Raw genomic sequence first — 26,408 nt, 5'->3', positions numbered from 1 at the left:
TTTGAACGAGTCAAGGCGTATCCACTTTAATCGGCTGGATAAATCAAGAAACGACAAAATTCAGATGCATTTACGCACCTGAATTCGTCAAAAAATGGTTAATCAAAAGCAGGCTACTTTGATGTTTTGAGCACATTATCGTTGTTTTCCCGCTCCTGCTTTTGTATAACGTTCGATTTATTTGCTTTGTAGAGCGGCCGTTTGTCCAGCACTCGGATGACACTGCGCAGCGCCGAAGGCTTCGGGGCGCCCGCCCAATGCCCGGGCGCGGCGAACTGAGCCTCCAAGGTCCAGCTCATGAGCTGGCGCAGCGCATCCTGCTGCTCCGCTGCAAGTGCCGGCTCTGCTGCGCTCGCGTATTCGAGCGCAGTTTGCTGCGACGCGTGCTTGCCGAGCCGCCGATACAGCAGCGGCGCATGCGCCTCCGCGACAGCTATAAAGCCGGAGCGCAGCGCAGAGGCATCGCCGCGGCCGCGCGCCCTGGCTTGGCGCGGCGCCAGCTCGGCCTCGGCGGTGCCGACAAGCTTCGCGGCCGCGCCTTCATAGGCCGCGCCATAGCGGCGCAGTGCCAGCGCGAGGCGAAGCCGCTGGCGATGCGCTGCAGCAATGGCCGCGGCCGCAAGCGCCAGCGCGGCCGCGCCTGCAGCGGCAGCAGCGGCTGGCGATGCCGCCGCTGCGCCCTTGGCGGCGCTCTGCGCCGCATGCGCGAGGGCGTCTGCCCCGCGCCTAATGGCAGAGGCGGCTTGCTCAGCCGCCGCCTCAGCCCAGCCTGCGAGGCGCGCAAAGCTTGCTGCCTCGCCAGAGCCAGCAGCATCCGCTCCATCGCTCGCGGATGCGCCAGAGGCGCCGCCAGCAGAATCGGCGGCTGCTACAAGGTCGACGCCGCCGAATCCCGGCGTCGGATCAAAGGGCACCCAGCCTGCGCCCGGGAAATACACTTCTACCCATGCATGGGCATCCGAGCCGCGCACTTCATAGCTGACCTGCTGCACGCTTGCCGCCAAATCCGTTTCGCCGCTCTTGCTGGTCCCGACTTCCGTACCCGATGTGAATCCTTTCACCCATCTGGCCGGAATGCCTTGTGAACGAAGCAGTACGACCATCGCGCTTGAGAAATGCACGCAATAGCCTTCACGCTGCTCGAATAGGAAATCATCGACGAAGTCGCTGCCTTCCGGCGGTACTCTCGTATTATCGAGCGTATAGGCATAGGTTGCTTTCAAAAAGTTTTCAACCGCTTTAACCTGATCATAACGATTGGTTACACCGCCACCAGCCACCTCCGCCGCTAACGCATACACCCTGCTGGGCAGAGACGATGGCAGCTGCAAATAAGGCTCAAGCTCCTTCTGGAGTACTGCTCCGGCAGCATCTTCAGCTCCATCCGCATCCTCCGTCTGCGCATTCGACTCTACATTCAAAGCGCGTAATTGCGCTTCAGCGGTTATGGGCATTACGCTTGCGACTGTGTATTGCTCCACCTTGACGGATTCCGACTGTACGTACAGGGAGCTTGCTTCTTTATTGGAAACATAGCTAGCCAGCTTGCGACGAGGTTCAGCAGCAACCAGCTCGGTTACTTGACCATACATTCCTGAAGCAAATAAAGGCATGCCCGCTGCGGGATCTGACCAAACGACAGTCTGACGAATAACAGGTCCATGCTGCTCCATTCCAGCAGCCGCCGCCGCTTCCTCTGACTCTTCTATAGCAGAGTTATGAATGGGCAGCAGCACTGGGCTACCTCCTTCCTCACTCCAGCCTCGTCCATCATATAGCCGTTTCGATTCACCGCGCCAATACGCTTTAACCGTTGAGCTCCCCGTAAAAAGAACGCGGTTATCTTTGCGAACCGCTGCACCCAGCACGCTGTCATCGAACCCATAGCCTGTAAATGCCCCTCCAAGCTTGAAGGAAACCGGCTGTCCCATCACGTTGACTGTGCTTTTATCTTTCTCAGCCATTGAAATAAAAGCTTTTTCTAAACGTTCCGTTATAGAGGCTGTCCAGTTGGCGGGAGGCATATTGGTTTCTCTCCCGTTTGCCAGAAGCAATCCACATCCCAGTATCGTCAAAATGACAAAAACCGATACCGTCAACCAACGCAAATCCAATCCCTTCAGCTTGCCGAGCCCGCTCTCACAAATTCGCTGTACCCGCGGGACGCTGACGATAGCACCCAGCAGCAGCCCTTCCGCAACGGTTCTCATTACGCCGCTCATCACATCAAATCCGAGCCAAACATGGAGCGTAATTAAATACACGATCGTTAGGCATGCTATGCCAAGCGCAGTCTGGCGCATCCACAAAAACGCCTGCAAAGCTGGGGCTAGCGTCGCCCAGCCGATAAATAACAGCAGCGTTCGAAGCTCGCCGGACATTGCCCAGAGACCATTTTCCATTAGAAACAATACATCGTCCTTGAGCAGGATCGGCAGTCCGAGCAGCCACTGCAGGTTGCTCTGATCCGAGCCATTGTACAGCCACATCAAACTTAATACGCATAAAACAATATTAAATAATAAAGAAATCGCCATCGGCAGCTGGAATAAACCTGCCATCATAATACAAGCGATGATGAGCAGCAAAGCTCCCGGATGGTAAATGTCAGTCCACTCTCCCGCGGTTGTCCACGGCAGAAGCCACTCGGCAAGCAGCCCGAACAGCAGCGCGCTCGTCAAGAAGCGATAAGAAAAAGATTCATCCCACGTCTCGCTTGGTTGTTCGATAGTCATATTCGCGATTGCCCCAGATCGTTTCTCTGAAACGTCCTTTGTACCTTTATCGCTGTTCAAGCTCATCTGCGCCGCCTCCTTCCTCAGCGTAAGGAAGCGCGCTCATGCTAGCAGGCACATGCAGCCAGGTCACCTTTACGTCGCCTCTTTCAAGCCATTTCTGCTGCTCGCGCATAGCAAAGGACGGCACGCTGCTGCGTGTAACGATAAACAGCTCCATTCGGCAGCCCTGTTCCCCGGCAAAGCCAGCTAGCTCCCCCCAGCTCCGCCCGCCTCTCCAATCAGCAGTAAATACAAGTATCGTCCCGCCGCGCGTCAGGGAGCAGCTGCCTTTAAGCAGACTGCCCGCGAGAGATCCCTTCCCGTCAGCTCGCAGCAGCGCCATGGACCGAAGAAGTCTGGTGATGCCGATTTTTTGCTCACTCTCTTGTCGCACAGGCTCGCTGCTGTTCTCTTCTTGCAATTCCACCTCTTGCCTTTGCCCTGTCAACAGCGTCACCATACTGCCCAAAGCAGCTGCTTGCTGCACCGCAAGCGAAGCCCACCCTACACACGCATCAAACAACCGGTCATCCCATTCATAGGCTGAAGCAGCCGTGTCAACGGCGATCACCGTTTGAGCCGGCTGTTCTAAGGCATACACCTTTGTTTGCAGACCGCGTCCTTTGGCCGCGCTGCGCCAGTCCAGATGCCTCAGTGAATCGCCCTCCCTGTAAGGACGGCTATCCGGTCCCAGCCCAGCAGCTCTCACCGCAGCTGTAATCTCTTCGCGTCCAGCCTCGCCTCGATAATCAAGAGCAGCTCCCGCCAGCGGCATGCCTTGAATAGAAACGGAAGCACCGCTTCTTCGTTCACCCGGCGGCTCCAATAGATCAATTGCAGGCAGTCCCGGCAGCACCACAAACTCCGATTTGCACTCCAGCTGCTTGCGAATCGCCGTTAATCCGAGCCAATCGCCTACCGTTACGGAAACGGGGCCGAAAGGATGCCTTCCGCGTCTCAGCTTATGCATGGTATAGCGGATGGACGCCTCCTTGCGAAGCGATGGAACCAATACTTCACGGAAAAGAATGCCAATGCCCGAAAGCGAGCTCTCATTAGTCGCTTCATCCCGCACCGCCAGCCAAACAAGCGGAACGTAATAAGAGCGTTTCAACGTCAGCTGCACTTGAAGCTGGCCGCCCTCCCTCGTCTCTTGACGCGATAATACTCGAACAGCGCTTAAGCCTTTGGCAGCTAGTATAGGCGCTATTCCGCTAACAACAACTATCGCGCTTAACACTGCTGCCAGAAACCATTCCACCGAGCCTCCGCGCAGCAGGATGGCTGCCAGGCTGCAGGCCCAGCCAACGGCAATAACAGACCATGCAACCCATCTCGTTCGATAATTGCTGGCAGACTGCTTCTGCTCTCTATCTAGCGCTTCTCCTCGCTGTACGGTGTTCGAATGATGGCTGGCATATCCATCTCCATCTCCATATTTGCGCTGCATCTCTAATTCATCACCGGCATATGCTTCATTCGCCTCTTCGCCTGCGGCTGCCAGCTCTACATGCTGAAGCTTCTCATCCTGTCTAAATACATTCATTGGCGCTTCCTGCTTCCGCTTCCAAAGCCGCTTCCTGCGGCAGCTGGCAATGGACATCCGCGAATTGTTTTCCGAATGACCGCCGCTGCATCGTCGCCGCCTGCTGCAGCACCATATCGAAGCGATAGCCGATGAGGCAGAACCGCTTCCGAGGTAGTCAGCAAATCATCAGGTATGGCATAGCTGCGTCCTTCCATGTAAGCATTGGCCTGTGAGGCTCTGAGCCAATCGCGCAATGCCCGCGGGCTTAAACCGAGCAGCACCTCAGGAGCGCGTCGCGAAGCATCGGCTACCTGAACCATATATTCGAGCAAGGCTGGATGCATATGCGTTTGTCTTGCCTCGGCCTGCATTTGAAGCCATTCCTCCGTTGCAATAACAGGGCGCAGCCGCTCCGGCTCAATCCGATTGCCGCCCGCATATTGCTCCAGCATCCGCTTCTCTTCCGCCACACCTGGATAGCCGATCGTCAGCCTCATCATGAATCGGTCCAGCTGTGCTTCCGGCAAAGTGTTCGTCCCTTCGAAGCTGAGAGGATTCTGCGTTGCAATAAGCATGAAAGGAACCGGCAATCGGCGTGTCTTGCCCTCCACTGTGACGCGTCTCTCCTCCATTGCCTCGAGCAGCGCAGACTGCGTGCGGGGAGAGGTTCGATTAATTTCATCCGCTAGCACGACATTTCCCATGATCGGTCCAGGACGATAAACAAGCTCGCTTGTGCGAGCATCAAGCACAACCCCACCGACAATATCAGCAGGCAGCATATCGGACGTGAATTGAATTCGTTTGAAATCACCGCCGACTGCTCTGGCGAATGCTTGCGCCAATAATGTTTTGCCGACGCCAGGCACATCCTCCAGCAGGACATGTCCTCCAGCCAACAATGCGGTTAGCGTATTTCTAATGACCTGCTGCTTGCCTAGCAATACACTCTCTACCTTAACTAGCAATCGGTGCAGCAGCACCTGCGGTGCTTCCGGCCAATGACTATAACGTTCATCTTTAGTTTCCTCAGAAAATTGGGGAGAAATCATCCTATCTTTCGCCTCCTGAAAAATAAATCTATCTATTTTTCAGTTTCCCCAGCTTTCTCTCATTTTAGACCTGCTAGAGGCTTACTATTAATCCGATATCCAAACCTCACGCTGTTGATCGTTATATACATAATTCGTAATTGTAATACCGAGCTTTTGCAATGATATTCGCAATGGCAGCATGTCTTTCTCTGCTTTCAGCTCTGCACCGCCACCGATCCATTCCGTCAGCTTCCGTTTCGATATTTCAATAACCCCTTTAATTAATCGATATTCATCGGGCTTAAGCACCAATTCATGATTACCCCGATGCAAAATAAGAGAGGGCGCCTGCTTCTCAGCCTGTGCCCGCTTGACGCTATTGCTAAATTCCTCTGAAAATTTCGCGAGATTCGTCGCTTGTTTCTCTGTCACCTTTGGCCGAGTCCATTTCAGCTGTTTGGCAACGCCGAATTGAATCGGCTCGATTTGATCCGTTAACAAGGCAAACGTATATCCTTTGCTTTTGTAATATTTTATAATCGCAGGCAATGCCTTGACGGATTCACTATGGCCGCTCCCATCATGCAGCAGCACATTCAGCTTATTTACAAGGGTGGAGCCTTTAATGGTTTTGATTATTTCTGCCGCTGGGACACCAATCCTTCTGGAATCACCGCTATCTACATTCCAATCATGCACATGATAGCCTGCCGCCGCCATAGCATCGAAATAGCCTTGATCAAAATTCCGATACGTTCCGCCTGGCGCTCTAAATAATGTCGTTCTAACGCCGGTCGTGCGGTAAATAGCCTCGTCTGTTTTCATAACCTGATCTGCGAATTCCGCGAAATCACCATACAAGCTTTCGTATTTATGATTAAACGTATGATTGCCAATGGAATGGCCCTCCTCGATTATTCGCTTTGTCATTTCAGGCTGCTTCAGCACCTGCTCTCCGAGCACAAAAAACGTCGCTTTGACCTCCTCCTGCTTCAATATTTGAAGCACCTGCTCCGTATTTTTACTGGGGCCGTCATCGAATGTTAAGTAAATAATTTTCTCGCTCTTTGTAGGCAGCTTCGACTCAACTCTATTATTTGGCAGATCCGTCTCTATGACTGTCGGTTTATTAGTTTCCATTTGCACAGACTCATAGGTTGCAGGTTCGGCAAGCAGCAGCTTAGCTTTATAATAAGAAACAACTGTGGTTTCCGGCCCTGCTTGTTCACTATAAATCTCTCGCAGTGCTTCTCCTTTGTACAGGGCAAAGCCTCCCAGCTCAAATAAGCCAAATGATAAAACCAATACATAAATCGCTGCCTGCATCATACGCCGCATTCATTATGCCACCCTTCTCCACATCGCGAATATGAACCTACATGTGCGTTCATTCTGATAGATTATATGAGCGGCTTCTCTACTAAATGCATGGGATAAAATAAAGATGGGCTATTCACGAGGTACACAAAAAAACGCCCCTGCCGGATTGGCGGGACGTCTCTTCTTGTTTTCTGCTTATTTGGTTTGCTGGTTGGCGGTTGGCCGCGACAGTCGCTTAAAATGCAGGTACAGTCGCGCCTTTATAGTTATCTTCAATGAATTTTTTCATTTCTGGCGAACGAAGCGCTGCTGCTAGCTTCTGCATAGCTTCGGAATCCTTGTTATCCGGACGTGCCACCAAAATATTCACATATGGTGAATCGCTGCCTTCGATAAACAAAGCATCCTTTGTTGGTACAAGACCTGCCTCAAGCGCATAGTTCGTGTTGATAAGCGCAAGGTCAACTTCCCCTAATACACGTGGAAGAGTAGCAGCTTCTACTTCTTGGATTTTCAGCTTTTTCGGATTTTCTGTAATGTCCGCTACTGTACCGCTTACGCCAACGCCTTCTTTAAGCGTGAGCAAGCCGTTTGCCGCCATAAGGGCAAGCGCGCGTCCACCGTTCGATGGATCGTTCGGAATAACAACCTTAGCGCCATCTTTCAGATCTTCGATTTTTGTCACTTTTTTCGAATAAGCGCCGAAAGGCTCGATGTGAACGCCTGCGACACTTACTAGATCATAGCCTTTATCCTTGTTGAACTGCTCCAGGTACGGCATATGCTGAAAGAAGTTAGCATCAATTTGTTTTTCAAACAGCTGTGTGTTCGGTTGAACATAATCATTAAACTCAAGAATCTCCAAGTTTACGCCCTGCTCTTTCAGCATTGGCTGTATAAATTTAAGCATTTCCGCATGAGGCTTTGGCGATGCGCCAATTTTCAAGGTTACTTCCGACGGAGCTTCTGCACCCGCGCCTTGATTAACCTCAGCGCCATTCTTATTATTTCCCGCATTCTTGTCTTGACCGCATGCCGCTAGAGCGAGCATAAGCATCATCGCTACAACGATATAGCTTGTCTTCTTCATGTTTATTCCCCCATTACATTCTGTTATTTCCTTCTAAGCTGAAGGCAATGATTAAAAACTATTTTCTGCTGAAACGTCTTACCAGCACATCGCCGATCGTTTGCAGCAGTTGAACCAGCACAATAAGCAGGGCAACGGTAACTATCATAACATCTGTTTGGAATCGTTGGTAGCCATAACGAAGAGCCAAATCTCCTAATCCCCCGCCGCCAATGACGCCAGACATCGCCGTATAAGAGACAAGGGTCACTGCAGTTATGGTTATTGCAGCAACTAAGCCTGGTCTGGATTCACGCAAAAGCACACGCCTTACGATATCCCATTTGGACGCTCCCATCGCTTGTGCCGCTTCAATAACGCCGCGATCAACCTCGCGCAGCGATGTTTCCACCAGCCGGGCGAAGAAAGGAGTTGCCGCCACAATAAGCGGTGGAATCGAGCCCTCAACGCCAAGCGTTGTTCCGGTTATGAACTTCGTTACCGGCATAATCAGAATCATAAGAATGACAAACGGCACCGAACGCAATATATTGACGATTACAGATAGCACACCGTAAACGAGCGGCTGCTGAAGCAGCTGCCTGCGCGAGGTTAGAAACAGGATGACGCCGAGAATTAAGCCGAACAGGATCGTAAATATCAATGATGCGGTCATCATGTATAACGTATCCTTTGTAGCCTCCCATATCTCCGGCCAACGGACATGCTCGAAGCTCATCATACCGCTGTCACCTCCAGTCCTTCCTGACGCAGAACGGAAATAACGCGTTCAATCTCCATATCGTCTCCGATCAGTTCTACAATAAGCTGACCATACGGCGTCTGCTTCATACGCGATACCGTTCCTTGCAAAATCGCGAACTGCACCGCCGTCGGCTTCACGGCATTGTATAGAATAGGCTCATACGTCAAATTCCCGATATAGGTCATGCGCAGCAGCCGGCCTTTCCGCTCACGCAGCATTTGGCCATTCACTCCTTGATCTGAAACTTGATCGACAAAATCACGAGTGACCGGATGCTCCGGATTCAAAAAGACGTGCAGCACATCGCCCATCTCCACAATATCGCCTTGATCAATAACCGCTACGCGGTCACAGATTGATCGAATCACGTTCATCTCATGTGTAATAAGCAAAATCGTAATGCCAAGCTTCGCATTAATATCAAGCAGCAAAGCTAAGATCGCATTTGTCGTTTGCGGATCCAGCGCCGAAGTTGCCTCGTCGCAAAGCAGCACGTCCGGATTGTTCGCAAGCGCCCTTGCAATGCCTACCCTTTGCTTCTGGCCCCCTGATAGCTGCGCTGGATATTTATCAGCATGCTGTTCCAGCTGTACAAGCTGCAGCAGCTCATCCACTCTCTTGTTTATCTCTGCCTTGGAGAGCTTAGCTAGCAGAAGCGGGAAGGCAATATTTTCACGAACCGTTGACATGGACAGCAGATTGAAATGCTGGAATATCATCCCGATACGCCGGCGCTGCTGCTGCAATTGGCCTTCAGACAGACCGGTCAGCTCGACGTCGCCCACGAATACCGAGCCTGAAGTCGGCTTCTCAAGTAAATTGACACAGCGGAGCAAGGTGCTTTTTCCCGCACCAGAATGTCCGATAATGCCAAATATTTCACCTTTCCGAACTTCCAAACTAACGTCACGAATAGCTTCAACCGAAGCGGCACCCACTCGGTATGATTTTTTGATGTTTATAAGACTAATCAGTTAAATAACCCCCTATCGGACGAACAAAAACATATTGTATAAATGTGTTAGCTTTCTGTCAACGGTAATTCGTTTCCAACACCTTGAGCTAGACAATGCATTATACCATTTTGGGTGTAATTATACGAAGAAGACGGATAAGGTAAACATTCCATTTAGTCGAAAAAGGAACGTACTCGGCAGTAAAAGCCGAATACGTTCCTCTTCTTGAGCGGAAATAATGTCATATTTCCATTTAAGCGTAATACCTATACATTCTTTAATTAAGCTGCCGTATGAAGCGTCTCGGCTTTGTTCATACGCTGCTTGCGCGAGCGTTTGAAGTAGAGCAGTTCATACATGACCGGCACGACTACTAGCGTGAGCAGCGTCGAGCTCGTCAAGCCGCCGATGACGACGATCGCAAGGCCGCTTGATATAATGCTTCCGCCGCCTAGGCCGATTGCCAGCGGCATTAGCGCACAGATTGTAGCAATTGCAGTCATAAGAATGGGACGAAGACGAGTTCCACCCGCTTCAATAAGTGCATCCCGTATGCTGAGTCCATGCTCGATCTGCTGCTGTACCCGTTCGATTAAGACGATTGCATTCGTCACGACGATGCCGATCAGCATAAGAAACCCGATCATGCTGGAGACTGATAGCGGCTCTCCGACTGCCAGCGTTCCGACTAAACCACCGATTAACGCAAACGGCAAGGAGAACAATACGGCAAGCGGAGCTCTGCCTTCACGGAACGCGATAACCATTACGATATAGACCATTCCGACGGCGACAAGCATAGCCATCATCATATCCTGCATCATTTGTTGAACGTCCTCGTCGCTGCCTCCAAGAGAATAGTTAACGCCTTTGGGCAGTTCAAGCGTCTCCAACGCTTTATTCAAAGCTTGATTTACTTTACTTGCATTCTTATCTGTAATTTGTGCAGATACGGTCGCATATTCTGCACCGTTCTTGTAGAGCAGCGTGCTAGGAAGCTGTACTACTTTGACATCGGCAATATCCTTCACTTGAATGAATGTGCCGAATGGCGACAGCAGCTTCAAATTCTCAATATCGCTCGTTGATGCAATAGATGAACCGCTCAGTGCCAAATACAAATCACTGGCTGTAGAGCCGTCACCGATCCGCCCGGCATTTGTTTCTGTCAAGAAAGGCCGAAGCATGAACGAAGCCTGTGCCGCAGATAATCCATATTTATTAGCATCCTTCTGTCTGACCTCTATAGCAACGCCTCTGGTTCCATTCTGAAGATTGTTGCTTACGTTATCCGTTCCTTGCAGTTCTCGAACAGCTGTCGTAATTTTCTCCGTTGCAGTCCGAATATCATTCATGGAAGAACCAGTCACAGTAACGGCAATGCTTCCGCCGCCGCCCATATCATCCTTGATCAGGCTGAATTCACTGCCCTCAGGAATGGCAACCTTTGCTCTCATTTCTTCAATAAACACATCTAGATCCGCTTTCGAATCCAAGCCGATGAACCAATCCGCAAGATTAGGTGCCGCTCCCATGCCGCCTCCGAAGCTGCCGCCCACGGTAACGTTCGTATTAACGACATCCTTATACTCCCGAATGACAGCATCCATGCGCGCTGCTTCTTTCTCTACAGCTGCAAGCTCAGTACCTTTAGGCATTTCAAGAGTAGCAAATATATATTTATACTCCGTTTCCGGCAGCAGAATAACGCCTACCTTGCCAGCAAATATCGGCACAAGACTGCCTAGGAATAACAGGAAAGCCACAATGAGCACGATCGCTTTATGACCTAATGACCATCGCAGCACTCGCTTGTATCCACGGCTCATCGCCGATTCTTTCGGTTCTGCCAGCTTTCCATTTCTCATCAAGGCCCAAGCCATAAGCGGCACGACGGTAAGCGCCACTAGTAGAGAAGAAAGAAGCGCGAATCCAACAGTCCATGCGAATGGACGGAAGTATCCTCCGATCATCCCCTGCAGCAAGCCAAGCGGTGCGAATACAGCAACCGTTGTAATGGTGGAAGAAGTAATTGCCCTGCCCACCTCAGCAGTAGCCGATGAAATCAATTCTTTCGTAACCTTCTCGCCCCGCATCCGGCGGACGATGTTCTCGATGACCACGATACTGTCATCCACAACGCGTCCTGTTGCCACGGCAAGCCCGCCAAGGGTCATAATATTTAATGTCACATCGGTAAAATATTTCAAACAAATCATAGCGATCAGCATAGATAGCGGAATCGACACGATCGCAATGAGCGTAGCTCTAAAATTCCGAAGGAAGAACAAAATTAAGATGGATGCGAACAATGCGCCAAGTGCCCCTTCACGAGCTAACGTATTAACCGATTCCTTCACATCTGTTGCACGGTTATACATGATGAGCGACTTGATTCCGCCATCTTTCTCGGCGTCCTTGTACACCTTCAGAACTTTCTCCGAAACATCCACCGTGTTGGCTTCGCCCGTTTTCACAATGTTCAGGTTGACGCTTGCTACCCCGTTCGTCCTGTTGATTATACTTAAATCTTTGCCTTGCGTAATTTCGGCGATATCCGTTAATTTGACTTCACCGTTAGGGGACAGGCTCCATGCTTTCAACTGCTCAATGGAACGAAGATCTCCTTGAACAAATACCGGCAGCTTCGTTTGATCGATCGCAGCCTCACCAAGCGGAATGCTCAGATTATTAGCTTGCAGTCCTCCCAGTATTTGATCGTATGTAATGCCCTTCGCGGCCATTTTTGCGGCGTCAAGGCGGATATATACGCCATCGTCCCTTAACCCGACGATCTGTACGTCACTAACTCCCTCGATTGCCTGCAGATCAGGAAGCAGCGAGTTTTTGACGATATCCGTTAATTGCTCTTCCGTTACTCCTCCTTGCGCAGCAACACTGGTGTACATAATCGGTTGATTCGTCGTCGAGAAATATTTTGCCTCCGGCTTTTGCACACCATCTGGAAGCTGTACCTCTCCCAACGCTTGAGCAACTTCGGCCTGCTTTTTCTTCATATCGTCGTTATAACCAAATTCAAGCTGCAGCATAGACATACTATTCGCGGATTGAGAGGTCACACTTTTGACGCCCTCCATATTCCGCAGCAGCTTCTCCAGCGGCATCGTAACTTGATTCATAACTTCATTCGGCGCTGCTCCTGGGTATATCGCTGATACGATAATTCCTGGAAAAGCAATTTCTGGCTGCTGTTCCTGCTTGAATCCTAACGCGGAATAAACACCGCCTACTGCAATTAGAATAACCAAAAGCACAACAGCAACTGGATTACGCAATGAAAAATTTGTGAAAAATTTCATACCATTCTCTCCTCTTCTCATCTCAAACGATTGATTACATTATTTTTCCAATTCAAACCCTGCGAGATTTATTGTAATTCGTTTGAGAGCATTGCATAATGGTCTCCAGAATGTGTTGTTGACTGGACTTTGGTCGCGTTCTCTCTAAGACCTTGTGCTTGGAGACATCAAAAAAGAGGGTGTCTCCGCAGCAAACTCGCTGTAGAGGTACCCTCTTTGTCAATGTATAGTTTCATTCGTTCGTTGCACGAATTACGCAGTTATTTCATGATACCGTTGAAGCGGCTTGCAAGTTTTTCACTGCCTCAAGCACCTGCTCCGCATGGCCTTTAACCCTCACCTTGCGCCATTCCTGGACAAGCTTGCCTTCTGTGTCAATTAGAAATGTGGATCGAACAAGTCCCATATATTCTCTTCCATAAAGCTTCTTTAATTGCCATACGCCATATCGATCACATACCTTATGTTCCGTATCCGCCAGCAACAGAAATGGCAGCTCCTTCTTCTCAATAAAACGCAAATGCGATTTCACCGTGTCGGTGCTGATTCCGAGAATAACCGTATTGTTTCTCAACATTTCAGCGTTTGCGTCTCGAAAATCACAGGATTGCTGCGCACATGCCGTCGTCATATCCTTAGGATAAAAATAAATGACGACATTGCGGCCGCGATAATCGCTTAGTGAAACGTCATCTCCGCTCGAAGCGGGTAATTTGAAATCTGGTGCTGGTTCGCCTGCTTGGAATAATGTCATCAGAACTGCCTCCTCTTATATGCGGATCTATGTTGATAACGAAGGCGGCATGCTGAGCTATGAGCCAGCCCCGCGATACCTTTTCACACCATGATTCCATAGCAGTAATCCAAGTGTGAACACAACGACCCCCATCACAGGCGTAATAAGCGCCAGCTGAGACAAATCATCCGTTTTTTTCGCAAGGAAATAAGATGCTGGAATAACACCTACGAAAGCGAATGGCAGCAGCCATGTGAGCATGAAACGAATCATTTTGTTATAAATATTAACTGGGTAGCGACCGTAGTTTTGAATGTTGTACATCAGCGGTACAATGCCCGTTGGAGCATCGGAATAAAACGAAATAGCGCTCAGCGCTGTATATAAACCGGCATAAATGAGCACTGCGCTAATGACAAGCAGCAGCACCATGGCTATATCTAATAAATGGAAAGGTAAACCAAGCTGCGCCCAGCTAATCGCCATAATAATGGCTCCGACAAGCGAGCCGATGAGCGATGGCGGATCTACATTTTCGAGCAGCACTTGATACAAGCTATGAGCCGGCCTTGTAAGCACGCGATCCATCTCACCCTTCACAATATAGCGCTCACTGAAATTCCAAATACTGAAGAAGGTGCTGAAAACGCCGTACGGAATCATGAAGAAGCCGTATACGAACACAACCTCAGCCTCGGACCATCCGCCAAGTGAAGGCGTATGCTGGAATACGATCAATATAAATATAAGGTTCATCCCTTGATACAGCAGGTCAGAAAGAACCTCGATCCAGAAATCAGATCGATAAGTCAGCCTTGTCTTCGCATAGTTTTTAATGTATTCCCAGAATAACGATGCATATCTCATTCCGATTAACCCCCTTGCACGAACAGGCGCTTGCGAGCAGCACGCCATGTCAGCCATATCGGCACTAACAAACCCAAGAACCATAGGATTTGGATAACAAACACATGCAGCGCCTCGCTGGTAGGCGTCCGCCCCGTAAACACAGAGCTTGGCAAGTATGTGATCGCTTGAAACGGCAGCCACTGCATAATGGCTGATAACCAGCCTGGGAAGAAGGCAATCGGTATGACTACCCCTGAGAACAAGTCAACCATCACTCGCTTCATACGCATCATGCCTTCGTTATTTTCGACAAAAAATGCAAATAAACCCGTCAAAATATTAATTTGTGAATTAATCAGGAAGCTGAAGAACAGCATGATTAAATATATAGCCCAAGTTTTCGGATCAGTCGGCAGCGTGACTGGGAAAATGAGACAAACAATGATCATCCCCGGCACCATGAACAGCAGCATGCGGAACAAGCCTTCCCCAAAGCCCTGCATCATCTTCACAAGCAAATAAGAGTATGGCCTAATAAGCTGAACGGCTACACTGCCGTCACGAATCTCATTTGCAATTTCTCGGTCCAAATTATTGAAATAAAAGGCGCGTGCCATCCATGAAACCGCTACATAAGTAGTCATTTGGGTTACCGTAAATCCGGCCAGCGTTTCTTTATCGCCGTAGATGGCTTGCCATAGAAAGTAGTAAGCGCCAATATTTATCGCATAAATAATAATACCGCTATAATAATTAACCCGATAAGCTAGCATCATAATAAAGCGAATACGAATAAAATCGATATAAGCGCTCATCATGATACGACCGTCTCCTTCGATGTAGAAGCAGAGCCGGAGGAATAAATGCTGCGGACGATATCATCTGTATTCGTCTCGAATATTTTGATATCGCGAATCTCCGTTCCGCCTACAACGCATGCAAGCGCATCTGAGACATTTACAGCATGAGGCAGCCACATTCTAGCTGTTACATCACTTTCGGCCGTCCACGAAACATCCAGCGTGGCAGTAAGCTGCCGCAGCCTATCCAGCGTTGTATGTGAAGCGAACTGGAACTGAATTTCGCGGCCCTTGCTCCAACGGTTTTTCAGTTCATCGAGCCCGCCGTCGTATATGATTCGTCCGTCATCAAGCATAATGACACGTGAACAAAGTGCCTCGATGTCTTGCAGGTCATGAGTTGTCAACAGAATTGTTGTTCCTTGCTCCTTGTTCATTTGCATGAGGAAATCCCTTATTTCCGTCTTTACTACAATATCAAGCCCGATTGTCGGTTCATCGAGAAATAGGATGGACGGGTTATGAAGCAGAGATGCTACAAGCTCACAGCGCATTCTTTGGCCAAGACTCAGCTTGCGTACCGGACGATTGAGCAAATCGCCAAGATGCAGCCGCTCTACCAGCTCATTCAGCCGTTTGCGGAAATCGGGCTCCGATACACGGTAAACCTTGCGCAGCAGCTGGAAGGATTCAATTACGCCAATATCCCACCAGAGCTGAGAGCGCTGTCCGAACACGACGCCAATTCCGTTTACGAATTTCTCCCTGTCCTTGTACGGAATATACCCGTTAACTCTAATATCACCGGAAGTCGGGACTAAAATGCCTGTGAGCATTTTGATCGTCGTTGACTTTCCAGCGCCGTTTTCCCCAATATAGCCGCATATTTCGCCTTGCGGAATTTGAAATGAAATATCTTTGACCGCTGTCAATTCCCTGTACTCGCGTTTAAACAAATCTTTGAGTGCCCCAGATAAACCTTCACGGTTTTTTTGTACTTTAAATTGCTTGCGTAAATCTTTCACATCAATTGCTAACATCGGGTTAATAGTGCTCCTCTCGCTTCGACATTTCCTAGGAAATACCGCTCTCTTTTTACTTAAAACGATAAAACTTGCTTCTGCATGTCGTTCAGCTTTATAATTTTATGATATGTAATCATACAGCACTTCACGCAAAGCGTAAACGGTTCAGCTTCCCTTCGAAAGTGTGAATAATCATGGTGCCTTATTGATTCGTGCTTACAAGTGCTTCAAACCCTATATTGACCTAGAAGATCCAACAGAACTTGAAAGGGGCGCTTTTACCGAAATGCGCAATAAAAAGAAACTCTCAAAAAAATGGAAATGGTTCTTCATCAGTCTCTCCGTCATCGTAGGTGCGGCACTTGTGTTCGCTATCTATTGGAGTATTGGTGTATATAACGCACTTGATAAATTTAGCGATCCTAAAGAAACTAATCAACCCGGAGAAGGAGTAGATGCAACTCCGGTGCCTATACCCGAATGGGAAGGCAAGGAACGTGTAAATATTTTGCTGCTTGGCGGTGACGCTCGCGGTGTAGATGAAGGAGAGAAGCCGCGATCCGATTCCATATTGGTCGCTTCGTTCGATCCCGTAACTAAGAAGGCGCATCTGTTCTCTGTTCTGCGTGATACTTACGTCAATATTGATGGCTATGGACGCGGACGGATTAATACGGCAATTACACTTGGCGATTATCCGCTTGCTATGAAGACAGTCGGCGACCTGCTCGGCCTCAAAATTCAATATTATGTTTATACGGACTTCGAAGGCTTCAAGCATCTTATTGATACGATTGGCGGCGTCTATTTCGATGTTGAGAAGGATATGAAATACACGGATAATGCCGATGGCAACCGCTATGATATTGATCTGAAGAAAGGCTATCAGTTGCTTGACGGTGACAAAGCGCTTCAATATGTTCGTTTCCGTCATGACGCCTTGAGTGATTATACGCGTACAGAGCGTCAGCGCAACTTACTGCAGGCTGTAGCCAAGGAACTTCAATCGACATGGAACATTATTAAGATGAAAAAAATACTGGAAAGCGTTCAGCCTTATGTAAGCATGAATATTAGCGTTACTGACATGCTGAAGCTTGGCCAGCTTGGAGTCAAAAGCCATGTAGCAGGTACATCTCAAATTCCGCCTATGGAGCTTATCACGGAAGAGCGCGTTGGCGGTGCATCCGTCATCGGAGTAAGCAGTGAGAGCAAGCTTCGTTCTTATGTACAGGAGACGCTGGAGCAGGATGATACCCTTCCGACTCCTACTGACAATGCAAACGGAGAAGCCGCTCCGAGCAATAACCAAAAGTAGTATATAAATACACGCAACGGCTTATGCTTGTTGCGTGTATTTTTGCTCATAGATTACATGAAAGTTGAGGTTGATTGAAATGACTATACAAAGACCTAATTCCGAGAAGCTTTATGAAGAAGCGCTCCAGCATATTGTCGGCGGCGTTAACAGCCCTTCCCGCTCATTCAAGGCGGTTGGCGGCGGTGCTCCCGTATTCATGGAACGCGGGGAAGGAGCCTACTTCTGGGATGTCGACGGCAACCGCTACATCGACTATTTAGCCGCATACGGTCCGATTATTACAGGACATGCTCATCCTCATATTACTGAAGCCATTATTCGCGCTGCACAGAATGGTATCCTATATGGCACGCCTACTGAGCTGGAGATAAAGCTTGCTCGCATGCTCAAGGATGCTATACCGTCTCTTGATAAAGTGCGCTTCGTCAACTCCGGCACAGAAGCCGTCATGTCGACGATCCGTGTCGCGCGCGCCTATACGAAACGAACTAAAATCATTAAATTCGCAGGCTGCTACCACGGTCATTCCGATTTAGTGCTTGTAGCAGCAGGCTCAGGACCGTCCACGCTGGGTATTCCGGACAGTGCCGGCGTTCCCAGCAGCATTGCAAGCGAGGTTATAACAGTACCCTTTAACGATCTTCCGGCACTGGAAGCTGCTTTGGAGCGCTGGGGCAGCGATACAGCGGCCGTCATGGTCGAACCTATCGTAGGGAATTTCGGCATGGTTATGCCGCATGAAGGCTTCCTGGAGGGCCTCTGCAAGCTTACCCGCGAGGCTGGCGCGCTTGTTATCTATGATGAAGTAATTAGCGCTTTCCGCTTTCACTATGGCTCAGCGCAAACCTATGCTGCTTTCCCTGATCATCAAGCTATCCAGCCCGATCTAACCGCACTTGGCAAAATAATCGGCGGCGGCCTTCCTATTGGTGCATACGGCGGACGGCGAGAAATTATGGAGCAGGTTGCTCCGCTCGGTCCTGCTTATCAAGCAGGTACGATGGCCGGCAACCCAGCCTCGATCTCAGCGGGCATTGCCTGCTTGGAGCTGCTGCAGGAGCCAGGCATTTATGACAGAATGAATGCTTTAGCGACGAAGCTTGCGGCTGGCCTGTTCGCAGCATCGAAGGAATACGGCATTCCGCTAACTATTAATCAAATCCGTGGTAGCTTCTCCGCCCACTTCTGCGATCATAAGGTAACGAATTATGAGGAAGCGCAGGATACGGACGGCGAGCTGTTCGGAAGATTTTTTAAGCTGATGCTTGACCAAGGAATTAATCTCGCCCCTTCCAAATATGAGGCGTGGTTCTTCACCACAGCACATACTGAAGCCGATATTGATGCAACGATTATTGCTGCTAATTATGCATTTTCTAAGCTGAAATAAAGAGATGTGAAGCAATAGGAACCAAAAAAAGGAGCAACCCTGTGAAGGCTTGCTCCTTTCTTAATTCAGCATAAGCAGACGGTCGTCCATCTTCGAAGGTATACCGCGCCCGTCGGTGTTGTTTGTAATAATAAAAATTTTGCCTTCCTTTATTTTTACATCCCGTAAACGCCCCTCGCCTTCAAATATAGACTCCATCGTTTTAGCAGCTGGATCATATCGGTACAACGCCCCGCCTGCCAGAGTAGCAATAAGCAGACGATTGTTCGAATCAATCGTCATCCCCGAAGGTGCGATAGCTGGATCTCCAGTATGATAAATTGGCGTTATCATTCCATCGTGCTGCCCATCTCCATAAATATCCGGCCAGCCATAATTCTCGCCAGCTTCAATGATATTAATCTCATCATGCCCGCCTGGATTGCCGGAAGGACCGTGCTCGGTATTAAACATGACCCCCTCTTCATTCCATGCCAGCCCTTGTGGATTACGATGCCCATAGGAGTAGATATAGGAATTCGGAAACGGATTATCCTCTGGTACTTTGCCATTCAGCGTTATACGCAGTATTTTTCCCGCTAAACTATTTAGATCCTGTGCCAATTCTCCCTGCTGGGCATCGCCTGTTGTGACGTACAGCAGCTTATCCGGACCAAAAGCCAAGCGTCCGCCATCATGATTAGCAGCACCCGGTATTCCTTCGAGCAAAGCATTTACCTCATTCCACTGACCGCCATTCTGTTCCAATAGAACGACACGATTCCTTATCTCGCCAGCTTCTTCGTAGGAGTGGTAGGCATACGCCCTTCTTGATTGCTGAAAGTCAGGGGCTAGAAGAAAACCAAGAAAACCGCCTTCCCCTTTGGCTTGGACATTCTTATGCAGGTTAACAGGCTGCCGCGTCATGACAACTCCTGACACCTTTACAATACTGCCTTCACGCTCGCTAATATAAATATCATCCCTGTCAAAAGCAATCACCCAAGGCACACGCAGCTCCTTAGCTAAAACCGTATAAGGGAGATTCGAGTTCGTTGCGGCATGCTCAGGTGCGATTGTCGAAGAAACATTTGTTGATATGACTTTTCTGGAAGGCTCATTTCGCTCACAGGCTCCAATCACGCTTAAACCTACGGAAATCATCGTAACAATAGCAATTCGCTTCGTATTTATTTTCATTGCTTGATGCATCCTCCATTCTTGTAAAAACAGAGAAGGACAGCGCCCTCGCCGCATAGCGAAACGCTGTCCTTTATCGTTATTTATTAGCTTCTGCTTCCGTGAGCGCCGCAATAAGCTCTTCTTGAATCTTGCCGTTGGAGGCGACAATATTGCGCACGCCCAAATCGTAAGGGTTGCCAAGCGTATCCTCTACAACCCCTCCGGATTCCTGTATGAGAAGAGAGCCAGCTGCCAAATCCCAGCTGTTTAGGCCGATCTCCCAGAAGCCGCTCAACCGTCCAGAAGCCACATAGGCCATATGCAGCGCTGCGGAGCCTGCAATACGAAGATTGCGCACCTGCGGAGCAATAGCTCCAATGCCCTTCAAATTTAAAGGCAGCGCGTATATATGGTCGGCTGGAAATCCAGTAGCAACAAGACTGCCTTGCAGCGTTTCTTCCTTGGATACTTGCATTCTTTTGCCATGAACATAAGCGCCTTTGCCTTTCTCCGCGACAAAAAGCTCATCCTTCATAGGGTCATAGACAACGCCTACAATGACCTCGCCATTATGCGCCAGTGCAATCGACACGCAGAAGAAAGGAAAGCCGTGAACGAAGTTGGTCGTTCCGTCAATCGGATCAACGATCCATAAATACTCTGCATCGCGAATATTTTCAAGAGCGCGAGTCGAAGCTTCCGGACCTGGCTCCACTCCTTCTTCACCCAAGAAGGAATGCTTCGGAAAATGAGTTAATATCAAATTTTTTATTAAGCGCTCCGATCCTTTGTCTACCTCGGTTACAAGGTCATGCGATGAATATTTTATATCAAGGCTCGCGTAATTCCCAAGCTTTGTCTTTATCCATTCTCCTGCTTTCGACGCGCAATTGATGGCGACAGCAGTAAAGCTTTTCCCGCCGACGACGGAAGTGTTGTTCTGATCACTCACGATCCCTCACTCTTCCCTCTTTGTAAATTTTCAGTTCCTAAATAGTCCGCTACAGTTATTATCCATTGTTACGTAAAATCTCTAATCGGGTTTCATATATGATGATGATTAATACAACCTTATCAAAACGTCTTCAAACCTTCAATGATTAATTGCACTGCAAGCAGCAATAACGTTATTCTTAGCAGCCATAACAAGCCTTTGCCGCTCATTCTCACAGCAATCGCTGCGCCCAGCTTGCCGCCAATCCACGCGCCTGGAGCAAGTGCCAGTACGAGCAGCCAATCCGTTTCTCCGAGATAAATATGCATGCCGCTGCCGAGTATGGAGGAAAGGAAAATAACGAACATCGAGGTTGCTGTTGCAAGATGCGGTGGAAATTTGAACAATAGCACCATAAGCGGGACGAATAGCGAGCCTCCGCCGATTCCGAATAATCCGGATAGCAGTCCAACTCCAAAGCCGATGGCCAGAACCGGCACAAGCCCATAGCTGTACGTATGAACCTGTCCTTTCGCATCTGTCATCGTCCGTACAATTGGCCATGTTTTCGTAAACGGTTTCATATAATCACGAGCTACCAATATGGCTGCCATCAACAGCATAAAAACTCCAAATATAAGCTGGAAAGCACCTGCAGGCAGCAGTCCGGTTAATGCCGATCCAAGCATCGCTGCAGGTCCGCTTGTTATAAAAAGCAGCCAACCGCTGCGGAAATCAACGATTTTTCGTTTAGTATACGTCAGGGTCGAGGAAAGGGCAGTTACGACTAGCACCGTTAAGGAAATGCCTACGGCCGTTGCATGTCCAATTTCTCCGCCTGTTAATACGGGTCCAAGCAGCATAAGCATCGGAACAATAATAATGCCTCCGCCTAGTCCAACAATACTGCCAAACATCGCTGCCGCAACACCGAGCAGCACAAGTAAAAGCCAAGCCATGCGAACATCACCTTCTCCTGTTCAACCGTGTAAGCCGTCGTGGTTACATGCAATAAACCGCCAAGGATATATATACCGAGGCGGTACTGCTTGTTCATTCAGGCTTATATCTTTATTTCGATACTTCCGCCGTCTAATACTTTGACGCCTTCGCCGTTCTCTTCCATTTGTTTGAAATCTGTAATGAGTTTCATCAGGGCGACATCCTTGCTTTTAGCTTCGAGCATACAATCCAAGTAGTCGGTTGTTTGTGCTGCCTGCTGCAAAAATCGAAAAAGCGGCTCGACTTCCACAAATTCCGCATGTGCGCGTATTTCAGATACACTCTTCGGACTCGAAACATGGATTTTTGGAGGAAGCTGCTCGGCTTTCGAGAAGCCTAACCGTTCTCTCTCCTTCTGCCAGGTCCGATTGATTCGCGGCCATAAGCCTTTGTACAGCTCGTCCTCATTCGTGCCGCCAGGATTAACAGCATGATGATGTATATCAAGCACCATCGGCAAATGAAGCTGCTCTGCTACCTCCAGCGTCTCGCGAACGGTAAACGTTTTGTCATCATTTTCAAGGGTGACACGATTTTTGAATCGCGGCTCCAGCGCTCCGAACTGTTTTATAAATCGTTCGCACGCTGCTGGCTTGTCGCCATATGCTCCGCCGATATGTATATTGCATTTAGATGCTTCATCCAGCCCCATTGCTTCGAGCATTAGAACGTGATGAATCAAGTCCCGCTCAGACTTCACCAGCACCTCCGGCCTCGGTGTACTGAATACACAGAAGTGATCGGGGTGGAAGGAAACCCGAAACTTATTTTTTCGCACGTATTCTCCTATTTCCTTGAAGCCTGGTTCAAGCACGGGATACGGATTCCAGTCGTTCAGCCCCTCATGTGTTGCAAGAGGGATAAGCTTGGACGTAAATCGGTACATTTGAATATCACATGATTTGCTAAGCTTCAATATGCGCATGGTGCTGTGCAAATTATCCGCTGCAATTTGCTCCAGCTTCCTTATGCCCGCCTCACGATCATCCAGCTTGGATAAGCTAGCGAAAGTCATCGTTCTTGAAGGTGTAACATTCTCCAATTGCAAGGTCATTGCTACAAATCCAAATCTAACAATCATCAGTTAAGCATTCTCCCCAAAAAACATCTCGTAGGCCAGCGCCGTCTGTACACGCGCTTCCTCCTCCGTCAGTTTCCTCACAAGTTCCAGCTCCACTCCCGTTACTTCTTCACCTTGAAAATTAATTTCAGCGGTGGAAGCAGAGATCCGGACAATCGCAATCGCCTCATTGTTAAGCGTATAAGCAATTACTTTCTGACCGACGGGATATACGCGAAAGCCGCTCTTTACCATCTTGCCCCGTCCATACTCCAGCAATTCATAAAGCTCTTGTTCGGACTTAAACTTACACACAGAATTAAATTCAGTTGCAAAACCCATATATTTTCCCTTCTTTCAGTGAAATTTCAGTTTCTACCAAACCTTCAAAGGCTTAAAGATTTCGAACCCACCCAAACCCTCCCTTCCAAGGGAGGGCCCCGAGGGTTGCACCCTCTGGACACCCGCAATTGGAATAACGCTGGAGCTGAACCGTCGATCAAACGTTACGTCTACCTAGGAGCGCTTCATCCCTTCGGGACACGCTGGAAGTCGATAAACATCAGATAAAGTAGGATAGAGTGCTTATATGTGTTAAAACATTGATACTTCAGTTGTTGCATTAGATATATGTGTGCGTTGTTCCGTTGGTGGTGCTTGAATTGTGTTTAAGTAATTTTAGGGCGTGCTTAGTTTCAGTTTTTAATACTATTAGGTTGGTTTTTATGGATAATTGCTGTTTAACTTCAATTTTTGAAACTAATGAGCTAATTTGATCTGGAATTGCCGTTTACACACAAATCCGAATTAATTTACCGAGCCCGTGAAGTCTATCCGTTGTTTCTCGGCGTGGCGGGCCAGCGCTAGGTTGATTAAGGTATCCAGCAGCTCTTTGTATGGAATGCCGGTTTCTCTCCATAGCAGCGGGTACATGCTGAATGGGGTGAAGCCTGGCAAAGTGTTAACCTCGTTAATGAAAATTTGGTTGTCGCTCTTGCGCAAGAAAAAGTCTACGCGGGATAGTCCTGACCCGTCGATGGATTGGAATGCCCGAACGGCCATCTCACGGACGGATTCCGTTATTTCAGGCGATAAGATCGCTGGAATTTGCATGGTTGAGGTACCATCGATATATTTGGCTTTGTAATCATAGAACTCATTGGATGGAGCAATCTCCCCAGGTATGGAAGCTTTTGCATCATCATTGCCAAGTACGCTTACTTCTATTTCCCTTGCATCGACGAATTCTTCAACGATTACTTTACGGTCGAAGCGGAATGCGAAATTAATAGCAGCAACAAGCTCTTCTCTGTTTCTCGCTTTGGAAACACCGACGCTTGAGCCGAGGTTAGCCGGTTTAATGAAGCATGGATAGCCGAGCGCTACTTCACACTCCATAATGAAGAAAGAAGAGTCCTTCTCCCATTGCGTGCGGTTAAAGTAACGGAATATGCACTGAGGCAAGCCTTCTTGCGCGAATACCTTTTTCATCATAATCTTGTCCATCCCGACGGCAGAAGCGAGAACGCCTGCTCCTACGTAAGGAATGTTAGCCATCTCGAAGAGGCCCTGAATCGTGCCGTCTTCTCCAAACGTGCCATGCAGAAGCGGAAATATGACGTCGATGCCCGATTCACTGCTTGCAGCCGATCCGCCATTCATGCCTTCAAACAACGGAGCGAGCGCAAAGCCTGTCGGCTCTGCCCCGCTCGCTTCATAACGGAGCTCTTCTACAGAAGCTGGACGAGCATGAAGGATGCCACCCGATTTCCATTCACCTAGCTTTGTTATATAGAAAGGTTTAATTTCATATTTGCTGTAATCAAATTCGCCCATTACGGCAAATGCTGTTTGCAGAGAGACCTCATGCTCTCCCGATTTCCCCCCGTAAACTAAACCTACTCTAACCTTGCTTCCCATGGCATATCCTCCGGTATAAATAATTTATAAAAGATCAGTAATATGAAAAAAACGATAATTCGTTTGTTCCGTCCATGCATAAGAATCACGATAATCCCAGTAGCGATGCCTGCTGGCTACTGTATTGGCATTAACTAGCGGCATGCCAAAAGAGTCGAAGGCGGTTACGATTGTGCTGTGCTGAAAGCGATGATCGCCATTCCAATCGTAGGTGATTACATCGCCGAGCTGAAGCTCCTCTGCCGATTGCACCACCTCGGCACGCAAGCCCGAGGAGCGAGAAGCTGTTAAGTAGTTGGTCAACGCATTCGATACGGCCCAGCTATAGCTCCACCATTCACTTCCCTTATTACGTCCCTTATACCACCAGCCTGTTTCTCTCTTACCAGTATAGTTCATCGGAGCATTGCCTGCAAAGATGCACTGCGACACGTAGTTCGTACAATTCACTTCAAAAAGCTCATAAGATGGGTTCCCCTCGTTCCACCATTTATCCGCATATGCGGCAACCAAATCTCTCCTGTACCGAATACCTGCTGGACGGTGTTTGAATTGAGGTAATAGGTCATAATTTAAGTATGGTGTTGAGGGCTGCGACAAGTCACCGTATAGCTCTGAATAGTCATCGACCGTCATCCAGTTGTCAGAGGACGTGCCAAAACGCGGTCTGCGCTCAGCAATAATCGGCTCAACCCGGAGAACGTCCCAGCCTGTGTCCATCAAGCCCAGCCAAATTCGTTCTAATTCGGATCGTTCTTCCATGTAGTAACGGCCTGATTGTTCCATTCTTCTTTTAATGTGAAGCTTAATTAATACAGACACCTCGCTAGGTGATTCATTAATCCGGATCAGCTCAGCCTTTGTCACGCTTCCCGCTGGAATGGCACCTCTAAGCAAGTCGCGCTCACGAAGCCGCTCTAGACGGGTGCGCAGCCGCGCACAGTGATCCGTATCCGTTACAAAGTCGATCAGCACGGCAGCATGCTGCTCCGTTTCTGCTTGATTGTATAAGCTCACATAGCGATGAACAGCAGACTTCCAGCCCTGTGGCTTTTCTTGGTGGCGATGATTGTTGTCATAATCGGACGATCGCAGCAATGAATTAAGCTTTGACTGGTTGCGTGTGGATGATTGAGGCTGAATCGTCTTCGCGGTCGGGCTCACATCCAGACTGGCGTACACATTTTTGCTAGGCGATCCTTCTTCTGGAGAGAAAGCGCGATGCGTAATTTTTCCTGGGACGGACGTTGCCTTTTGTTTCTTCACGGCACTCGTCACCAACTTCTGCGGTTGCTGGCGCTCTACTATTTCCTTTTTTGAAGATGTTTGATTACGTTTTGGTATTGGATTGCCCGGTCCACGGTTTCCCGTACGCGGCATCGCTATCCCTCCCTAACCAAGTGGTGATGCAAACGCAACGGCTGGCGTTTATTAACTGCT

General features: G+C 48.9%; 21 protein-coding genes. 2 read left to right on the top strand and 19 right to left on the bottom strand.

Features of this window, described 5'->3' with window-relative positions; translation table 11 throughout:
• Positions 1 to 113: 113 nt before the first annotated feature.
• The 12 genes from CEF13_RS04060 to CEF13_RS04005 form a co-directional block, all read right to left on the bottom strand.
• Complete coding sequence (locus CEF13_RS04060) at positions 114 to 2,801, bottom strand: transglutaminase-like domain-containing protein (protein ID WP_102709539.1); 2,688 nt, start codon at positions 2,799 to 2,801, stop codon at positions 114 to 116.
• A complete protein-coding gene (locus CEF13_RS04055) occupies positions 2,782 to 4,323 on the bottom strand; it encodes a DUF58 domain-containing protein (protein WP_166742854.1) in 1,542 nt (513 codons plus the stop codon). Before CEF13_RS04055 ends, CEF13_RS04060 begins: the two co-directional genes overlap by 20 nt.
• Positions 4,320 to 5,357 carry an AAA family ATPase gene (locus CEF13_RS04050; RefSeq protein ID WP_102709537.1) on the bottom strand — a complete coding sequence of 346 codons (1,038 nt, stop codon included), beginning with the start codon at positions 5,355 to 5,357 and terminating at the stop codon, positions 4,320 to 4,322. Before CEF13_RS04050 ends, CEF13_RS04055 begins: the two co-directional genes overlap by 4 nt.
• Before the next feature lie 87 nt (positions 5,358 to 5,444).
• Complete coding sequence (locus CEF13_RS04045) at positions 5,445 to 6,677, bottom strand: polysaccharide deacetylase family protein (RefSeq protein WP_102709536.1); 1,233 nt, start codon at positions 6,675 to 6,677, stop codon at positions 5,445 to 5,447.
• Positions 6,678 to 6,894: 217 nt separating this feature from the next.
• Entirely contained in the window at positions 6,895 to 7,749 is an 855-nt protein-coding gene (locus CEF13_RS04040; RefSeq protein ID WP_102709535.1) for a MetQ/NlpA family ABC transporter substrate-binding protein, read from the bottom strand.
• 58 nt (positions 7,750 to 7,807) lie between these two features.
• Positions 7,808 to 8,470, bottom strand: coding sequence for a methionine ABC transporter permease (locus tag CEF13_RS04035; protein ID WP_208414581.1), 663 nt, complete (start codon positions 8,468 to 8,470; stop codon positions 7,808 to 7,810).
• Positions 8,467 to 9,468 carry a methionine ABC transporter ATP-binding protein gene (locus CEF13_RS04030; RefSeq protein WP_102709534.1) on the bottom strand — a complete coding sequence of 334 codons (1,002 nt, stop codon included), beginning with the start codon at positions 9,466 to 9,468 and terminating at the stop codon, positions 8,467 to 8,469. Before CEF13_RS04030 ends, CEF13_RS04035 begins: the two co-directional genes overlap by 4 nt.
• 263 nt (positions 9,469 to 9,731) lie before the next feature.
• Positions 9,732 to 12,770 (bottom strand): efflux RND transporter permease subunit, encoded by a 3,039-nt coding sequence (locus CEF13_RS04025; protein ID WP_102709533.1) that lies wholly within the window; start codon positions 12,768 to 12,770, stop codon positions 9,732 to 9,734.
• Between the two features lie 265 nt (positions 12,771 to 13,035).
• Positions 13,036 to 13,524: a thioredoxin-dependent thiol peroxidase gene (bcp, locus tag CEF13_RS04020; protein ID WP_102709532.1), complete on the bottom strand. Its 489-nt coding sequence runs from the start codon at positions 13,522 to 13,524 to the stop codon at positions 13,036 to 13,038.
• A gap of 57 nt (positions 13,525 to 13,581) precedes the next feature.
• Positions 13,582 to 14,373, bottom strand: a complete 792-nt coding sequence (locus CEF13_RS04015) for an ABC transporter permease (RefSeq protein WP_102709531.1) — start codon at positions 14,371 to 14,373, stop codon at positions 13,582 to 13,584.
• Between the two features lie 5 nt (positions 14,374 to 14,378).
• Positions 14,379 to 15,173: an ABC transporter permease gene (locus CEF13_RS04010; protein WP_102709530.1), complete on the bottom strand. Its 795-nt coding sequence runs from the start codon at positions 15,171 to 15,173 to the stop codon at positions 14,379 to 14,381.
• Entirely contained in the window at positions 15,170 to 16,195 is a 1,026-nt protein-coding gene (locus CEF13_RS04005) for an ABC transporter ATP-binding protein (protein WP_102709529.1), read from the bottom strand. The genes CEF13_RS04010 and CEF13_RS04005 overlap by 4 nt, the downstream gene beginning before the upstream one ends.
• 271 nt (positions 16,196 to 16,466) lie before the next feature.
• Here CEF13_RS04005 and CEF13_RS04000 point away from each other — a divergent pair, with 271 nt between their 5' ends.
• On the top strand, positions 16,467 to 17,498 hold the full coding sequence (locus CEF13_RS04000; RefSeq protein ID WP_102709528.1) for an LCP family protein: 1,032 nt from the start codon (positions 16,467 to 16,469) through the stop codon (positions 17,496 to 17,498).
• Between the two features lie 79 nt (positions 17,499 to 17,577).
• Positions 17,578 to 18,891, top strand: coding sequence for a glutamate-1-semialdehyde 2,1-aminomutase (locus tag CEF13_RS03995; RefSeq protein ID WP_102709527.1), 1,314 nt, complete (start codon positions 17,578 to 17,580; stop codon positions 18,889 to 18,891).
• 60 nt (positions 18,892 to 18,951) lie between these two features.
• Here CEF13_RS03995 and CEF13_RS03990 read toward each other — a convergent pair whose 3' ends face one another.
• From CEF13_RS03990 to CEF13_RS03960, 7 genes are all read right to left on the bottom strand, one after another.
• Entirely contained in the window at positions 18,952 to 20,070 is a 1,119-nt protein-coding gene (locus CEF13_RS03990) for a PQQ-dependent sugar dehydrogenase (protein ID WP_243864637.1), read from the bottom strand.
• A 79-nt stretch (positions 20,071 to 20,149) separates the two neighbouring features.
• Positions 20,150 to 21,004, bottom strand: a complete 855-nt coding sequence (locus tag CEF13_RS03985) for an inositol monophosphatase family protein (RefSeq protein ID WP_102709526.1) — start codon at positions 21,002 to 21,004, stop codon at positions 20,150 to 20,152.
• 122 nt (positions 21,005 to 21,126) lie between these two features.
• Positions 21,127 to 21,945, bottom strand: a complete 819-nt coding sequence (locus CEF13_RS03980; protein ID WP_102709525.1) for a sulfite exporter TauE/SafE family protein — start codon at positions 21,943 to 21,945, stop codon at positions 21,127 to 21,129.
• A 104-nt stretch (positions 21,946 to 22,049) separates the two neighbouring features.
• The gene (uvsE, locus tag CEF13_RS03975; RefSeq protein WP_102709524.1) at positions 22,050 to 23,069 is read right to left on the bottom strand and encodes a UV DNA damage repair endonuclease UvsE; all 1,020 of its coding nucleotides are present in this window, start codon (positions 23,067 to 23,069) and stop codon (positions 22,050 to 22,052) included.
• Positions 23,070 to 23,072: 3 nt separating this feature from the next.
• Positions 23,073 to 23,390: a hypothetical protein gene (locus CEF13_RS03970; RefSeq protein WP_102709523.1), complete on the bottom strand. Its 318-nt coding sequence runs from the start codon at positions 23,388 to 23,390 to the stop codon at positions 23,073 to 23,075.
• A 465-nt stretch (positions 23,391 to 23,855) separates the two neighbouring features.
• A complete protein-coding gene (locus CEF13_RS03965) occupies positions 23,856 to 24,968 on the bottom strand; it encodes a D-alanine--D-alanine ligase (protein ID WP_102709522.1) in 1,113 nt (370 codons plus the stop codon).
• 24 nt (positions 24,969 to 24,992) lie between these two features.
• The gene (locus CEF13_RS03960) at positions 24,993 to 26,348 is read right to left on the bottom strand and encodes an amidase domain-containing protein (protein ID WP_102709521.1); all 1,356 of its coding nucleotides are present in this window, start codon (positions 26,346 to 26,348) and stop codon (positions 24,993 to 24,995) included.
• Between the last annotated feature and the right edge of the window lie 60 nt (positions 26,349 to 26,408).

The organism is Paenibacillus castaneae (assembly GCF_002884445.1).
Taxonomy (GTDB): Bacteria; Bacillota; Bacilli; order Paenibacillales; family Paenibacillaceae; genus Pristimantibacillus; species Pristimantibacillus castaneae.
The sequence above is the reverse complement of the archived record's forward strand: the minus strand, read 5'-3'. Positions and strand labels throughout refer to the sequence as shown.